We start from the raw sequence: 16972 nt of genomic DNA, 5'->3' as shown, positions 1-16972 counted from the left end.
CCAGCAGCGTTAGCACTTGTTTGTGAAGGAGAAAATCGCCGCATCGAGCCGAAACCTAGCATTTTGATATCTTTATGAGATTAGAGTGATGTCTTTGAGTCATCAGAAGGATGTTGAAATGATGACTTTATGATGCCATATTGATGGCTTAAGCCATCATCTTTTCTGTAGTCAAGGGACCCCTTCATGCAAAAGCGTGCTCGTAAGTGCAATCTGGAATGCATCTCTCATGTGACCCTCAGCCGCAAATCGCTGCTGGCTTGTACGCTGCTGGGGATGCTGGCTGGTAATCAGGCGATGGCTGAGACGTTTACTGATGTCGGTGGCACACCGATAGACCAGCCTGACGTTACTAGCATTTTTATCAATGACACCGTCGGCGGCGTCCCTGATATTGGGAATGAAATTAGCCTTGATGCCGCGGAAGGTTCTATTCTTATTCTCGATGGTACTAGTGGTAATACCACCTCCCTTGGCGGCGCCCAGAGCAGTTTCGGCGGTAATGTAGAAGTAATCAACGGAGGCTCACTTTCTGTCGAGGGGAATACCTCGGTCGCCACGTTAAAAGCCACCGATATCACAGCTGACAGTGTTACCGCCGCTGCAATAAACGGTACTACTGTTAGCAGTGCAACAATCGCCAATACTGGCTCTATTACTTCGGGCACTATCAACGCAACCACCATCACTGGCGGAACTATTACCGGCTCACTGGATGCTGCCGGCGAGAAGATTACCAATGTTGCAGCGGGTACAGCTGGTTCAGATGCAGTCAATTACGATCAGTTGCGCGCTGTGCAGAATAGCTACAACAACCAGTATGACGAGTTGGCTAGCCAAACAAATGCTCGCTTCAATGCTGTAGACCGCCGAATCGACAAAGTCGAAGAAGTGGCCAACGCGGGTGTTGCGTCGGTTGCTGCGCTGGCTGCCATTCCTGCACCGGCTTATGGCAAACGCTTCAGCGTAGGCGCCGGTCTGGGTAACTACAGCAGCGAAAGTGCTGTAGCCGTTGGCTTCCGTGCAGCCATCACCGAGTCCACCTCGGTTACAGCGGGTGTGAGCCGTAACACTGCTTCCAAGACCGCCGCTAACCTTGGCGTTGGTTATAGCTGGTAAAGCACGTTTCAGTTAGGCGGTCAGGCGTTGTCTGGCTGCCATCAAACTCAAACCTTATGAATCTTGTTGCCCTTTCCAGTGACGGAGAGGGTGGAGAATGACATGACTGTGACCCTAAGCAATATCAATGCTTTTACCGGTGCCACTGAAGATCAGCATTACGCTATCAGTTACTCTTTGCTGAAAATCCGTGCAAATGAGTCGTCTAATACTGATGGTTTCCTGCTCTCCGATGGCGCAGGCGGCTCTCTGTGGTACAAAGATACGGCGGGTGAGCTTACTGCAGTGAACTTCACCGCAGGCGATGTGGTGCTTCGTAGTGCCGGCTTGTACATTAACAATGTGTTGGTGACTGGCCCCGATGCCCGGCTTTACTGGCTAAACGATGAGGCCGTGCAAGGTGGCAATGTCGTTGATGCGTTCGGCGTCGAGGCGGTGGCTACTGTCAGCGGTACTTGGGGTGGCAGTACTGCGCCTACCTATGAGAGCAGCGGCACTCCCGTGTCCGTAAAGTTCAGCAACATCACGCCTAACAATGATGCCCCTGTAACCGCTCCGGTTACCCTGGCAGCCATCGCTGAAGACAGCGGTGCCCGGCTGATCACCCAGGCCGATCTCCTTGCTCAGGCGAGTGATCCTGAAGGCAACCCGCTCACTGTGACTGGCCTGGCTATCACCGCCGGCAATGGCAGCCTGGTCGATAACGACAACGGCACGTGGACTTACACTCCGGCTCAGGACGACGATACTCAAGTCAGCTTCGCTTACGTCATCTCCGACGGCGCGCTGACCACTGCTGGTACTGCCGCGCTTGACATTACCCCGGTCGATGAGAACGCCACCAATCAGCCCCCGGTAGTTGCTACCCTGCTGAATGCAAGCGCAAACGAAGGCCAAGCCTCGTTCTCTCTCAACCTGCTCGACGGCGCTAGCGATGCGAACGACGACCTCCTGTTTGTTACCAATCTAAGTTTTACGATCAACGGCGAGCCAAGTGATTTGTTGCCGCCGGGCTTCAGCCTGCAAGGCGATACGCTTAGTGCAGACCCTGCAAGCGAAGCTTTTGACAATCTAGCCGCAGATGAAAGCCTCACCGTCGTGGTGAACTACACCATTGACGATGCCAACGACGGCACTGTTGCGCAGACTGCAACGGTGACCATTACTGGCACCAACGATGCTGCTGTCCTGTCCTCAGCTTTGGTTGAGCTGGTCGAAACCGACGCGATCCTGAGCACCGGTGGCACGCTGACCATCTCTGATGTCGACAACGCCGAAACCTTCCTTGCCCAGACCAACGTTGCAGGCGACTACGGTGTGTTCAACATCGACGCCGGCGGCGTGTGGACCTACGTGGCCAATGAAGCCTTCGACGATCTGAACGTTCTCGACGTCCTCACTGATACCTTCACCGTTACCGCAGCTGACGGCACGACCACTACTGTGGAAGTGACTATCACTGGCACCAACGATGCTGCTGTCCTGTCCTCGGCCTTGGTTGAGCTGGTCGAAACTGATGCGATCCTGAGCACCGGCGGCACGCTGACCATCTCTGATGTCGACAACGCCGAAACCTTCCTTGCCCAGACCAACGTTGCAGGCGACTACGGTGTGTTCAACATCGACGCCGGCGGCGTGTGGACCTACGTGGCCAATGAAGCCTTCAACGGTCTGAACGTTGAAGACACGCTTACCGATACTTTCACTGTTGCAGCTGCTGACGGCACGACCACTACTGTGGAAGTGACTATCACTGGCACCAACGATGCTGCTGTCCTGTCCTCGGCCTTGGTTGAGCTGGTCGAAACTGATGCGATCCTGAGCACCGGCGGCACGCTGACCATCTCTGATGTCGACAACGCCGAAACCTTCCTTGCCCAGACCAACGTTGCAGGCGACTACGGTGTGTTCAACATCGACGCCGGCGGCGTGTGGACCTACGTGGCCAATGAAGCCTTCGACGATCTGAACGTTCTCGACGTCCTCACTGATACCTTCACCGTTGCAGCTGCCGACGGCACGACCACTACTGTGGAAGTGACTATCACTGGCACTAACGATGCTGCAGTCCTGTCCTCGGCCTTGGTTGAGCTGGTCGAAACTGATGCGATCCTGAGCACTGGCGGCACGCTGACCATCTCTGATGTCGACAACGCCGAAACCTTCGTAGCGCAAACCAACACCGCGGGCAACTACGGTGTGTTCAACATCGACGCCGGCGGCGTGTGGACCTACGTGGCCAATGAAGCCTTCGACGATCTGAACGTTCTCGACGTCCTCACTGATACCTTCACCGTTGCAGCTGCCGACGGCACGACCACTACTGTGGAAGTGACTATCACTGGCACTAACGATGCCGCCGAGATTGCTGGCGCTACAACCGGTGCTGTGACTGAAGACGCCACCTCACCCAACCTGACGACCAGTGGCACGCTCACCAGCGCTGACGTCGATGGCGTCAATAACGCCTTCCAAGCGGGGGTGGGCGTTGCAGTGGGCACTACCCTCGGCAGCCTGAGCATTGGTGCTAACGGCGAGTGGGTATACAGCGTGGCGAACAGCGCTGTGCAATATCTGCGTACTGACGCTACCAAGGTCGAGCAGTTCACGGTCAAGGCGGCTGACGGCACCGAGCAAGTGATCGCAGTGACCATCTATGGCACCAACGACGTGCCGACAGTTGGCGCGGCGCTGATTTCCTCCGACTTTGAAGGCAATGGCGTTTACACCCTTAACCTGCTACTTGGGGCGAGCGATGTCGACACCGGCGATACCCTAAGTGTCAGCAACGTCACTTACCTGGTCGGCGGGGCTGCAACGGGCAACGGTGGAACCACTGTCCCGGCCGGTTTAAGCCTGGCGAACGGTGTGCTAAGCATCAATCCGAGCTCGCCAGCCTTCGACTACCTGGCCAAAGGTCAGAGCTTGGTGATCGTAGCGACTTATTCGGTGACCGACGGCATTGCCAGCCCAGGCAAAACCGCAACCATCACCATCAACGGGACTAACGATCAGCCGACAGTGAGTGGCGCTATCACCAGCAGTGCATTCGAAGGCGATGCGGCCTACACAGTCAACCTGCTGAACGGTGCCAGCGATGTCGATACCGCTGACGTTCTAAGCGTTGGCGACGTGACCTACAAGCTAGGCGCCGGCACTGCCAGCAGCACCGTGCCGACGGGGTTCAGCCTGACAGGCTCGACGCTGGCCGTAGACCCTGCCAATGCTGCATTTAATGCTTTGGCCCACGGTGAGACACTCAGCGTAGTGGTGGCTTACACCATCAGTGACGGGCAAGGCGGCAGCGTGGCGCAAACTGCGACCATCACCCTGACCGGCACCAATGATGCGCCAGAGATCAGCGTCATCGGCACGCCGAGCATCAGCGCCGCCAGCGGTGACGTGGTGTTCAACGGCACGTTGCTGGTAGCCGATCTGGATGCCAACGAGCAACTGACGCTCAACCTAACGGCTGTTGGCGGCTCGCTCGACCTGAGCAATGGTTCCGGTGTCACCATCCTCGAAGGCAGCGACAGTGCCGGTGAGTTGTATCTGCAAATTAGCGGCACCGTGGCGCAAATCAATGCGGCGCTAAACGGCATGAAGTTGTCTGCAGACGGCTCTGGTGTAGATGCAGGCCTGTACGTTGAAGTTGTAGATGGCGGCGAGAATGGTGTAACGGGCGCGGCCCAATACATCGAAATCCCAGTTGCCAGCCCTGACGTTGTTCCGTCCAGCGTGAACTTCGCTGACGGTCAGCAGGCAACAGTGGCCAACTACGACCCGGCCACGGTGATTACCATCGCCGGGGTCTCGGCTGCATCGACCAGCGTTGTGGTCAACGGTGCCGGCACCACCATAAGCGGCGGCAATAGCGGTTCTCTGCTGCTGGGCGGCTACAGCGGTAACCTGGACGGAACCTCCATCCAGTTTGCCGATGGCAGTCTGTTGAAAACCGCGACAGCCAACGCGTCGTCCGGCTCAACCCTGGTGGGCAGTTCAATTGCCGGCGGCGACTTGCTGATTGGCAGTGCGTTCGCTGATGTGCTGCGCGGGCTGGCCGGTAACGACACGCTGCACGGCGGTGCGGGCAATGACACCCTTTATGGTGGTAGCGGTGCCGACATCATCAAAGGCGGTGCCGGTAACGACGTGCTGTACGGCGGTGACAACTCCGCAGACGATAACGCTCAAGACCTGTTTGTCTACGACACGGTGGGTGACCAGGGCACTGATATCATCGTTGGCTTCAAGAATGGCCAGGATAAGATCGCTTTCCAGGGCGCAATGCCGAGCAGCTATTTGCTCTCGAGCATCGGCACTACTGCGGTGGTCACGTTCGGCGACACCACTATCAAGTTACTGGGCATGGCGGGGTCGGTAGACGACAGCGACTTTGCCATCATCGGCACTGCCGGTACCGATCTCCTTTCCGGTAACGCTGCCGACAACACCATCTTCGGTCTTGCCGGTAATGACACCATCAACGGTGGCGCGGGTACTGATACCCTCTACGGCGGCGCTGGCGATGACACGATCATCGGCAGGGCTGGCGACTTCCTTTACGGCGATGCCGGCGACGACGTGTTCAGTTTTGATGAAGGCGCAACTGTTTTGGTGGCATCGGCTGCAGTCGTCAATGGTGGCGAAGGTAGCGACACCATCTTCGCCTGGAACGGTATTGGCGGCGGTAACGTGACCTTGTCCGATGCGGCGTTTGCCAATGTGAGCAACATGGAAGTACTGGAAATGGCTGCTGGTGGCACCGCTAGCGTGACGCTGGGGGCCAATGCTAACGCAGCGTTTGCCGATGGCATCACTGTGACCAATGGCAGCACTGGTGCACTGGTGGTTAACGGTGCAGCAGCGACGATCGCAATTACCGCAACTGGGGGTAGTGCCAGTGACACGCTGACTGGTGGCGCCGGTAACGATGTGATCACTGGCGGCCAGGGTGCTGATCAGCTCTATGGTGGTGCTGGCTCAGATACATTTATGTATCGAGTAACCGGTGATTCTACCGAGAGCCAGATGGACAGCATCTTGGACTTCGAAGCAGGTTCTGACGTCATTGACTTGCAAGGTTTGGTCGCCGGCCATAGCTACTCGGTGGTCAATGGCGGAACTTTCGCAAACTTCGATAACGTTAAGGCTGCGGCTCAGGTGCAACTAACAAGTGACCGTTGGCCATTCGTTGGCGGCGATGGAACGGACACCTGGGTGTTCTTCGATGACGGCCATAACAATAGTTTTGATGCTGGAGACACCGTGATAAAGCTAGTTGGCATCTCTGATGCTAGCTCTATCACTGCCGTCAACTTCGACTGGAGTCAAACCCCAGTTTAATCTGGCATCTGCACGCCCCCCTCGCAGCATGTAAGGGAGGTTGCTTCAACTAAACCCTGCCCTACGGTGCAGGGTTTTTTTATGGCTATTTATCGTGGCTGGAGGGAGGTCGCTTACTGAGAGTCTTCTTGCGTATCTTCTGATGGCTCTGCCAAGGCGTGCTCGAGAACGGAGATGATTTGGGAATTCATGCTGCGATGATTGGCCTGTGCCACCTCGGCAAGACGCTCTCTCATGGAGGCGGGCAGCCGGATGACCAGCTTTACAGCTGGTTCGCTGGACGCATTCGCATGTCTCATTTTTTACCTCTTTCAAATACAAGGGCGCCCATAGCGCTTACCGATGGCCGTTCCCTTAGCAATGCAACCTCTCGTGTCCTTACTCAATTCCATAGACTTGGCGCCGGAATACTGGCGAAGTCTACTGATTCTCGACCGAAAGTATAGTGCGTCTGCGCGATAGAGATTCTTGTTGCGGACGAAGGGTAAGCGTTTTTCTTGCTCTGGATTACATGCCAGAAAATGCTGTTTCACACCGCTCGGCCGGACGAAAAGGCACGGCAGGCCGAGGCGATATCGTAGCAGTTATTTATAAGATGCTTCTATCGCCATCCGTGTTTTGCGTGCAGATGTTGTCCTTATTCATGCAGATGGCGGCATATTCTGAGCGGTGTCCAGTTGCTCCCAATTGAACGAGGCGCCGAACGATAGCGTGGCGAGAGATATGGCTGGGCGTATGTCGAGCCGCTATCTGATGGCATTAAAAAGCGCTTTGGTGGCCGCGCTTGATTCTTTTGTTGTGAGCAAGAGCACATTATTTTTTTTCAGTCACACCCATTACGAGCGCTGCCTAACGCTCTGGGCGTCGGGATATTGGCATCATAATGATACTGTTATGATATTATTCTGGGATGTTTCTGCTATCACTCGGCGAGTCCCGCGCATGAAGTCCCCGTCCTTGTCAGATCTTAAGGCCGCCCTGCTTGTATGTAGAGGTGGCTTCTTTTCCGTTGGTTTTTTCAGTCTGTTCGTCAATTTCCTAATGCTCGTGCCCGCGTTCTATATGTTGCAGGTGTACGACAGGGTAATCGCCACCGGCAGCCATTCGACGCTGCTGATGCTGACGCTGATTCTCATTCTTTTGCTATTCACGATGGGTGCGCTGGAATGGGTGCGCTCCCGCATTATGGTGCGTCTGAGTACGCGGCTGGATCTGATCCTAGGCCCGCGTCTGTACGACGCCAGCTTTAAGCAGGCCCTCGCCTCGGGTGGGATGCAGGCCTCGGCTCAGCCGCTAAGCGATCTGACCGGGCTGCGTCAGTTTATTACCGGTAACGGTCTGTTCGCCTTCTTTGATGCACCCTGGCTGCCGATCTATCTGGCGGTGATGTTTATGTTCCATCCCTGGTTTGGCTGGTTTGCCGTGGGGTGTGCGCTGATATTGGTCGCTTTGGCCTACCTCAATGAGCGGCTGACCAACTCGGCTCTGCTGGAAGCCAACAAGCAGAACCTGGCGGCTACTGCCTTCACTCAAAAAAACCTGCGCAATGCAGAGGTAGTGGAGGCGATGGGCATGCTGGGCATGCTTCGTGAGCGCTGGCAGGCAATGAACCATCATGTGCTGGTATTGCAGGGCGTGGCCAGTGATCGCGGCGGCAGCGTTGCATCGTTTTCCAAGACGTTTCGTTTGTTGGTGCAATCGCTCATTCTGGGATTGGGCGCCTATCTGGCGATCGAGCAGGAAATCACGCCCGGATTGATGATTGCTGGTTCCATCCTGCTTGGCCGTGCGCTGGCGCCGATCGACCAGATGATTGGCGCCTGGAAGGGCTTTTCCGCGGCCCGCGGCCAGTACGCGCGGCTCGATGAGCTGCTAAAGCAGGTCGCAACCGAGCCCGAGCGTATGTCACTGCCTGAACCCCGTGGTGAGATAACCGCGGAAAACCTGGCAGTGGTGCCGCCCGGTGCGCAAAAGCCTGTGCTGGTGGGGTTGAATTTTCATGTTTCCGCCGGCGATGCGGTGGGCATCATCGGCCCGAGCGCTTCGGGCAAATCGACCCTGGCCCGCGCCCTGTTGGGCATCTGGCCGGCAGCGCAGGGCAAGGTACGCCTCGATGGGGCCGATGTGTTTGCCTGGAAGCGGGATGAGCTGGGCCAGCATGTCGGTTATCTGCCGCAGGATGTCGAGCTGTTCGAGGGATCGATCAGCGAGAACATTGCACGCTTTGGTCAGGTGGACCCGGCGGCGGTAGTCGAGGCTGCGCGCTTGGCCGGGGTGCATGAGTTGATTCTCAAGCTGCCCCAGGGCTATGACACGGTGATCGGGGCGTCGGGCGGTGGGTTGTCCGGCGGCCAACGTCAGCGTATCGGACTGGCGCGCGCAGTGTATCGGCGACCGCAGTTGATCGTTTTGGATGAGCCCAATTCCAACCTGGACGATATAGGCGAGCGCGCTTTGTCCGAGGCCATCGTCAAGCTCAAGCTGGCCGGTTGCACATTGTTCGTTATTACCCACCGCACCAGTGTGCTCAACGCCCTGGACAAGCTGATGGTGCTGCGTGATGGCGCCCTGGTTATGTTCGGTCCGCGCGGGCAGGTGCTGGCGGAATTGGCCAAGGCCCATAAGCCCGTAGCGCTCGCCCAGGCGTAACCCTTCAGGATGGAAAACGACGTGAGTAATTCTTCCGCGGCGGGCCTGTCCCCGTCGCTGCCAGTAAAAATCAATGATTTGGCAATCAGGCGTATCGGCTATGCCGTCCTGTTTGTAACGTTCGGCCTGTTCGGCTCATGGGCGGCATTTGCGCCCCTTGATAGTGCGGCTCTTGCGCCGGGTGTGGTTACGGTGAAGAGCTATCGCAAGACCGTGCAGCATCTGGAGGGCGGCATCGTCAGTGCCTTGCATGTCCACGATGGGGATCAGGTCCAGGCCGGGGATCTGCTCGTGGAGCTGGACGGCACTCAGGTACTTGCCGAGCTGGAAATGGTGCGCAGCCAACTGATCGCGGTTAGCGCGCTGGAGGCGCGGCTTGTGGCTGAGCGGGACGCTAATGAGGAAGTGGAGTTTGGCGTGCCCGCCGCTGATAGGCGTGTCGACGAAGCTCGCGAGAGCGAACTGCAGATTTTCAGGGCCAGGCGGTCGGCGCGGCTCGGTGAGATCAGTGTGCTGCAGAAGCGTGTGGTGCAGTTGAGCGAGCAGATCCGCGGTTTCCGCGCGGAGATCCAGGGTAAAAACCAGGAAATCTCTTTCTATGAGGAAGAGGTAACTGATCTCACCGCCTTGCTGCGCGAAGGCTTCGTCGACAAGCAGCGCCTTCGCGAACAGCAGCGCAATGTCGTGCGGCTGCGATCAGAAATAGCTGAAGTTCAGTCATCAATCGCTCGCGCTCTTTTGCAGATTGGGGAAACGGAGTTGCAAATCGTACAGCTGAACAAAGACTTCATTTCCGAGGTCGTGACCCAGCTTGCCGAGGTACAGACAACGATATTCGATCTGAACGAGCGCCTGGCTGCAGCTAATGATCGTGCGCAGCGTTTGCAGATCCGTGCCCCTGAGTCGGGCATGGTGCTGGGCATGCAGGTTCATACCGTTGGAGGGGTGATCAGCCCTGGCACGCCTTTGTTGGATCTTGTACCCGCAAGCGAGGATCTGGTGATGGATGTAGAGATCTCGCCGATGGACATCGACCGGGTCGGGCCTGGCAAGCTTGCAGACATCCGTTTCAGTGCGTTCAAGAATGCAACTACGCCGGTAATTAAAGGGGTTTTGACACGGGTTTCGGCTGATCGGCTGGTCAATGAACAAACCGGTATTCCCTATTACCTTGGTCGGGTAGAGCTGACGAAAAGCGGACGCAAACAGCTGGGAAATCTGGTTTTGGTCCCTGGCATGCCTGCGGAAGTATTGATCAATACAGGGGAGCGCACCTTGCTCGAATACCTGGTTCAGCCGGCATCCAATGCCTTTGCCCGTTCGCTGATCGAGGATTGAGAATGCGCTACTGGCCGGTTACGTTGTTATTGCTCAGCTCATTGGTTGCGGGGTTGTCTGCCGCAGACGACCACCCCTTCGAAAGTCCGTCACAAGTCGATCCAAAAGGCGGAGAGGATAGCAAGGCGTTAGTAGATCTGTGGCAGCTGTTCCAAGAGGCGGAATTGGAAGATCCGCGTATCCAGATCGCCCACGCGCAGAGCGAAGGTGGTCGATGGCGCGAGCGAGAGGCCTTAGGGCAGCTTTTGCCGCAACTCAACGCCAGTGGCGCCTTCAATCGGAGCCTGCAGGACAACGAGGTCACTCGCGATTTCTATAACGGCGAGCGATACGCGCTGACATTGAGCCAGACGCTGTACGATCCAGAGACGTGGCATAACTATCGGCGGTTTTCCGATTTGGCTCTGCAACGGAAGGCTGAATATGAGGTTGCTCAGGAGGAGGCCACGATAGACCTGGTTGAGCGCTACTTTTCATCGTTGGCCGCTGAGGACGAACTGGAGCTGGTGTCCGCTGAATTACGAGCCACCGAGCGCAACCTGGAACGGGTCCAGTCGCTATACGCCCGGCAGTTGGCGCTAATTACGGACGTGCTGGAAATATCTTCACGTGTCGATGCACTCCGGGCGGCCGAGATCAGGGCGCGCAGTGATATTGAAGTAAGCCGAGAGGCTCTCTCCGAACTGGTGGGGCGAACCATCAACGAGCGGTTGAAGCGTATCGGCGATCAAACCCCCTTTGTCCTGCCGACTCAAGGGCGCGAATACTGGGTTGAGCACGCAATGGGTTCAAGTCCCGTATTACAGGCTCGGCGAAGTGCTGTAGATGCCGCGCAAGCAGCTCTGAAAATGGCGCGCGGCGGCCATGCGCCGAAGGCATCGCTGAGTCTGAGCGGCCAGAGAAGTGATATCGGCTATGAGAACAGCAACCTGGCAAATCGTACCGATACATATGTAGCGAGCCTCGGGGTCCAGGTGCCAATTTTTAGCGGCGGATCGGTCAGTGCCCGTGTGGCAGCCGGTCATGCGGATTTGATGGCGGCCGAGCATGAATTCGAACAGGCGCGTCGGCAAGTCATACGCGAGGTACGTTCCGCTTACTATGCCGCGGAGGCTGGTGTTAGCAAAATCGCAGCCTCACGCAAGGCACTGTTGTCTTCGCAAAGGGCCAGAGAGGCTGCTGAGCGTGCCTTTGGCTACGGCGTGATGAATGCCATTGATGTGCTCAACGCTATCAAGGAAGAGTACATGGCTCGTCGCGATCTCTTGAAGGCGCAGTATGATTTCGTCATGAGCAACATGGTATTGCGTCGATGGAGCGGGACACTAATCAGAAGCGATGTCCATGAGGTTAATAAGTGGTTGGTTGCGCCAACCCTAGAGGGCTCGGTTTCGCGGGCCGGTCTTTAGGCGTGCCAGAGAGCGACTATGGTTCTGATGCGCCTTGCTTAATCGAGCGGGACATTCGCTCAATGCCGAAGTTTTGAATCTGATCGCCGATACTGCGACCGGCAAGATCGGTGATCAACACAGCCCTCACGCGATTATCTGAATTATCGTTATACCCCGCTGGCCACCCAGGTGCGGCTGCCACGCTTGACGGACAGATAGGCCCAGTAATCCCCCCTTCGAGACGAAGTCGATTCACTCGTCACAGTTACCGCGGCCAGTCGACGCATGTCGGCAGTTGAAGTAGAGCTTGCCGAGGCTGTTGGGCCGGTGCTCGTCCCATATCTCCGACTTCCAATCAGACCTTAGGCCTGCAGCAGAAAACATTCTTGAAACAATACATATAAACATATAATGTAATTCAAGAAATTGAATGGCGATACGACAGGGGCTAGCGGTTTAGGCTCGATGTCATCGGTGCGCATCGAAAGGATTTTTTCCTAAGGACACGACCACACATGAAGACCATCAGTGTTCAAGGCAGCATGGGTAACGGCTTCGCAATCGAAGTGGCTTGCGGCAATCACCGAGTACTCATCGATCAGCCGCGCGCCGCGTTCGGTACTGATACCGGACCGAGCCCTTTGGAGCTGGTCTTGGCGGCGCTTGCCGGTTGCTTCGGAACGATCGGTCGTTTCCTCGCCCACCAGCGCAAGGTGGAGCTGCGCGGCATGCGCTTCGAAGTCGAGGCGGACTACGATCCGGCCGGGTTGCTCGGGCGTGACACCAGCGTGCGGCCGGGCTTCGAGGAAGTGCGTCTTCGGGTGGATATCGATGCTGACATGACGCTGGAGCAAAAACAGGAATTCCTCGCCGAGGTCGAGCGCCGTTGTCCGTTGGCAGACAACCTGCTGCGTGGCACGCGTCTGCACAGCGAGTTGGCAGGCTGAGTACGAGCGCTAAAGCAAAGGGCAGGTGGACGCGAGAGCGGTGGAGTGTTTCCGCGAGGGGAGGCTGGACGGGTAAATGCGCATGCTCTTTCGGCGCCGGCGAAAGCAATGTGCGACACACAGCGAGTCTGCGACAGCTGCGCAAATGCCTGGTCGCATGGACCGCCGACCTTATAGGTTTTCGATTGAATACATCTCTTCGGCCAGTAGGCCCCAAGGAGTTTTTATGCGCTATCTGTTGCCCTTGAGCTGTTTGGCGTTGAGCTTGTCTGCCCAAGCGGAGCCACTGGATCCATTGATCAGTGAGGGGATGGCACTCATTCCTCCGTTTCAGCAGCAGCTGATGGCCACGGTGAAGTCCGCTGTGGAAAGTGGCGGACCGCAACAGGCGGTGCAGGCCTGCCAGCAAATGGCGCCGCAGATCACTGCCGAGCATAGCGAGGCGCCTTGGCGGGTGGGTCGCACGGCACTGAAGCTGCGCAACCAGGACAATGCCCCCGATCCCTGGGAGCGCGCCGTGCTGGAGCAGTTTCAGCAGCGCGCTGCGGAGGGGGAGCCGCTGCAAAACATGTCGCATGCCGAAATGGTGGGCGGTGAGTTTCGACTGATGAAGGCCATTCCCACTGGCGAGGCGTGTCTGGCCTGTCATGGTGGTTCGATCAAACCCGAGCTGGCGGCCCTTATTGACCAGTATTACCCCGAGGACGAGGCTCGAGGCTTCAAGCTTGGGGAGCTGCGGGGCGCTTTCACCCTTAGGCGCGCTGTCGACTAGCCGTCTGCTTCACTGACCTGCCCGTGGCCGCCCGGCTGCGGCGCACGGAGAATGTAATCGTGTATTTGGACAGCGCCTCCACATACAAGCTATAGCGTCCCGCCGCTTTGCTGATGCGCCGATGCGTCCTGCCACGCTGGCCAGTCCAGACGCCGGGTGTAACAAGGCTGATGCCGTCCACAGTCGCAGACGGCAACTCAGGTCGTCCGATCGCGTTGGCTAGCGCGATGGACAGCCAATCAACGTTTCTGAGAATCCTCTTCGTCATCTACGCGCTCGTCGTCTCCGTGAGCGTTTTCGATCGTGTCCTCGGTTAAACGTGGTTGCGGGTCTTCGCCGGTAGGGTTCTGGTAGCCATGTGCGCTTGCCTCGTTGTTGAGGTCCTGCTGGGCCTGGCTGTTGGTGTCGGCCGACTCAGGCTCGGTCGGCTCCTGATTGGCCGATGCAGCGGTTGCTAGCAAGGCTAGTAACACTGTTGACGCGATGCTCAAGCTCTTCATTTGATTTCCCTCGACTGTTTGCGGGCTCCATGTCTCGGACCTGCTGCGGATGGCGTTCGTTCGTGTCTGCTGCTGGATGGGCCGCGAGTGGAGCGGTGCTTCCCGACAGGGGTGGGGCACCCAGTCGTATTTGGACTGTCTCAGCTGGGAATCACTTACCGAGACGTTACATGATCGATTGGTTAATGAAGAACCAGCAGCTCGTTTCGTTGCTGATCTCCTTGAGCACGCTTTTGGTATGGATGTTCTATGCGCATTTGCTCTTGCGAAACTTCAGACGGCAGCGTCAGCCGAGCCTGCTTATCAATCGAGGCGCAGGCAAAGGACTCGGCTCGCTTTGCATCATCTCCAACATGAGTGCCGAGCCGATGTTCATCAATCAGCTCGTGGTCTCGGTGGTGACGTCACGTGGGCCCTTGGAAGTCGATATCACCGACATTCGCCAGAGCATGGAAGATGACGTGTCCCCCGACCTCGCCATCCACCAGACCACCCACCAGGGGCCGTTAAGCAGTGGTGATTTCATTCACGTCGGGACCTTTCAGGGTATGTTGCGGCGAGTTGCTGAACTCAATGGCATCGAGCTTCAAGGCCATCAGCCAGTGGGTGACTGGCAGTTCCACTGCATGGAAATCCGCGCGGTGGCGTTTTACGGGCCAGAGCGCCACCCGCTGGGTGTGTTGCGCCGCTTCAAGCTGGGCGACCTCACCGATCCGGAATGCCGTCTGGTGCCGGAGAGCCCGTTCACCCACCAGCTGACCTCCTGGCGTGACCGTCGCCGGGTAAGGCGATGGCTATCGGAAGGGCTGGATGACTAGCCCTTCGCACGCATGGGCTTAAGCAGGCTGGAACTCCGCTTCGTTTCAAAGGTCACGTAGAACTGGCTTCTCAGCGCGTGTCGTAGCGATACGCCGGGTTTAAGCCGTGACATGCGCTGCGCAGCAGGACATTGCTGACGTGTAAACGATTGGACAGCTTGGTTTCGGCGAGGCTACAGCACTAAGGGAATCGGTCGTGGAGATCAACCGGGTAAGCGCAAAGGACATCAACGAAGAGCACTATGAGTTGGTTGTAGTCGGGTCTGGTTTTGGTTCGAGCTTCTTTTTGACCGAAGCCTTGAAACACCTCACCGGGCGCGCATTGATCCTAGAGTGGGGTGACTTCCATCCCTGGGATTGGCAGATCCAGACCCAGAGCAGTTCTGCCATCAAGCCGGACTCCACCTACGACAACCGCGGCGAAAAGCCCTGGAATACCACCATCGCCTTGGGCGGTGGAATGAATTGCTGGTATTCGCAGACGCCTCGTTTGCATCCCAGCGATTTCGCCATTCGGACGCGCTACGGTGTCGGCAACGATTGGCCGCTGAGCTATGCCGAGCTCGAACCCTACTATTGCCAGGCCGAGCAGATCATGTCGATCGCGGGCGACCCAGACATGACCCGAGTGTTGCCTCGCAGCCAACCCTTCCCCCAGCCTCCGCATAAAGGCTCCTCCATTGACATGTTGATGAAGGAGGCCATGCCCGACCATCATTTCATCATGCCGACCGGGCGTGCTCGGGTCGCGACCGGCACCCGAGGCGTCTGCTGTGCCAATGCCACCTGCAATCTCTGCCCGATGAACGCCAAGTTCACCGCGCAGAATGGCTTGGCCGAGCTGTACAGCCATCCCAAGGTAGATGTGTGCCTGAAGACCGAAGTGCGCACACTCGAATACCAAGGCAACATCATTAAGGGCGTCACGATCCGCTCCGATGGGCAGGAGTTCAAAGTATTCGGTGATCTGTTCGTGCTGGGCGCCAATGCCATTCAGAGCCCGGCGATCCTGCTGCGTTCGGATATCGACTTTGGCGAAACCGGTATGGGCCTGCACGAGCAAGTGGGGGCCAACGTCGAGGTGTATCTCGATGGGCTGGGCAACTTCGATGGCAGCACGATTACCACCGGCCTTAATTACTCCCTATACGACGGTGATTTCCGTAAGGAACACTCGGCGTGCCTGGTCTACTTTGAAAATCGCTGGCCCTATGGGCTACGTCCAGAAATCGGACGCTGGAACCAGACGCTGCCGTTGATGCTGGTGAGCGAAGACCTGCCCAACGTCGAGAACCGGGTTGTCATCGACCCGCAGACAGGGCAGGCGATCATCGACTACCGCGGCGAGTCCGACTACGGCATGAAGGGGGTTCAGTACGGCCTCGACAGCTTGGAAAAATTGCTCGCGCCGCTGCCGGTTGAGTCGATCAACTTCAGGGAATGGCGTCTGACGGAATCGCACGTGCAGGGCACGTTGCGCATGGGGCAGGTGGATGACGGTTCGGTCGTCGATGGGCATATGGTGCATCACAAGATGCGCAATCTTGTTGTCGTCGGTACTGCGACTTACCCGAGCTGCTCGCCGGCGAATCCCAGCCTGACGGCTGCCGCCTTGTCCATCCGTGCTGCCGACCTGCTTTATAGCTAAGGATTGCCCATGAAACGTCGTACGTTGTTGATTTCGTCCGCCGCCACACTGGGTCTGGTGGCGATCGGATCTGGTGCCTGGGTCTACGAGGACCGTCAGGTCTTCATTCCGCAGCTGCTGCAACGGCTGGTGGGAAACTTCCAGATGGATCCTGACGATCAGCGCAAATTCGTCGATGCGATGGCTGACCATTACGGCTCGGAGAAGCTGACCGCATTGATGGGGCTCTACAAGATCCGCCAGCAAACCGGAGTGGGAACAGCCTACACTGATCTTCGGGTCGACAACTTCGAGCGCCGCTTGTTAACGGATTTCATGGTTTCGACTGATTTTTTGCGGCAGCAGAACAAGACCAATCCCAAGGTTAGCTTTCTTGGCTACCGGTTGCCCTGCAGCAACCCTTACGCCCGGTTCGACGGGCTGGCGTGAGGTCATACGGTATCC

General features: G+C 57.3%; 12 protein-coding genes. 10 read left to right on the top strand and 2 right to left on the bottom strand.

Translation table 11 applies throughout. The features are described from left to right. Positions 1 to 186 precede the first annotated feature (186 nt). Entirely contained in the window at positions 187 to 1119 is a 933-nt protein-coding gene (locus tag RT21_RS22990) for a YadA-like family protein (RefSeq protein WP_052724723.1), read from the top strand. A gap of 102 nt (positions 1120 to 1221) precedes the next feature. After that, on the top strand, positions 1222 to 6465 hold the full coding sequence (locus RT21_RS24280; RefSeq protein ID WP_046161915.1) for a VCBS domain-containing protein: 5244 nt from the start codon (positions 1222 to 1224) through the stop codon (positions 6463 to 6465). Between the two features lie 113 nt (positions 6466 to 6578). On the opposite strand, the gene RT21_RS05285 is transcribed toward RT21_RS24280, so the two are convergent. Next, positions 6579 to 6764, bottom strand: a complete 186-nt coding sequence (locus tag RT21_RS05285) for an Arc family DNA-binding protein (protein ID WP_052724722.1) — start codon at positions 6762 to 6764, stop codon at positions 6579 to 6581. 643 nt (positions 6765 to 7407) lie between these two features. On the opposite strand from RT21_RS05285, the gene RT21_RS05280 reads away from it, so the two are divergent. The 5 genes from RT21_RS05280 (at position 7408) to RT21_RS05260 (ending at position 13562) form a co-directional block, all read left to right on the top strand. Further along, positions 7408 to 9114 (top strand): type I secretion system permease/ATPase, encoded by a 1707-nt coding sequence (locus RT21_RS05280; RefSeq protein WP_046161914.1) that lies wholly within the window; start codon positions 7408 to 7410, stop codon positions 9112 to 9114. A 9-nt stretch (positions 9115 to 9123) separates the two neighbouring features. Further along, positions 9124 to 10452, top strand: coding sequence for an HlyD family type I secretion periplasmic adaptor subunit (locus tag RT21_RS05275; protein WP_046161913.1), 1329 nt, complete (start codon positions 9124 to 9126; stop codon positions 10450 to 10452). A 2-nt stretch (positions 10453 to 10454) separates the two neighbouring features. Beyond that, a complete protein-coding gene (locus RT21_RS05270; RefSeq protein ID WP_082082114.1) occupies positions 10455 to 11861 on the top strand; it encodes a TolC family outer membrane protein in 1407 nt (468 codons plus the stop codon). 497 nt (positions 11862 to 12358) lie between these two features. Beyond that, positions 12359 to 12790 (top strand): OsmC family protein, encoded by a 432-nt coding sequence (locus RT21_RS05265; RefSeq protein WP_046161911.1) that lies wholly within the window; start codon positions 12359 to 12361, stop codon positions 12788 to 12790. 226 nt (positions 12791 to 13016) lie between these two features. Then, positions 13017 to 13562, top strand: a complete 546-nt coding sequence (locus RT21_RS05260) for a Tll0287-like domain-containing protein (RefSeq protein WP_046161910.1) — start codon at positions 13017 to 13019, stop codon at positions 13560 to 13562. A 239-nt stretch (positions 13563 to 13801) separates the two neighbouring features. On the opposite strand, the gene RT21_RS05255 is transcribed toward RT21_RS05260, so the two are convergent. Continuing rightward, entirely contained in the window at positions 13802 to 14062 is a 261-nt protein-coding gene (locus tag RT21_RS05255; RefSeq protein WP_046161909.1) for a hypothetical protein, read from the bottom strand. A gap of 170 nt (positions 14063 to 14232) precedes the next feature. On the opposite strand from RT21_RS05255, the gene RT21_RS05250 reads away from it, so the two are divergent. From RT21_RS05250 to RT21_RS05240, 3 genes are all read left to right on the top strand, one after another. Continuing rightward, the gene (locus RT21_RS05250; RefSeq protein ID WP_045428673.1) at positions 14233 to 14880 is read left to right on the top strand and encodes a hypothetical protein; all 648 of its coding nucleotides are present in this window, start codon (positions 14233 to 14235) and stop codon (positions 14878 to 14880) included. Positions 14881 to 15076: 196 nt separating this feature from the next. Next, positions 15077 to 16528 (top strand): GMC oxidoreductase, encoded by a 1452-nt coding sequence (locus RT21_RS05245; RefSeq protein ID WP_046161908.1) that lies wholly within the window; start codon positions 15077 to 15079, stop codon positions 16526 to 16528. A gap of 9 nt (positions 16529 to 16537) precedes the next feature. Continuing rightward, positions 16538 to 16957, top strand: a complete 420-nt coding sequence (locus RT21_RS05240) for a hypothetical protein (RefSeq protein WP_045428669.1) — start codon at positions 16538 to 16540, stop codon at positions 16955 to 16957. Positions 16958 to 16972: the final 15 nt, after the last annotated feature.

The organism is Pseudomonas sp. 10B238, from assembly GCF_000970615.1.
In the GTDB taxonomy this organism is placed as follows: domain Bacteria; phylum Pseudomonadota; class Gammaproteobacteria; order Pseudomonadales; family Pseudomonadaceae; genus Stutzerimonas.
The sequence above is the reverse complement of the archived record's forward strand: the minus strand, read 5'-3'. Positions and strand labels throughout refer to the sequence as shown.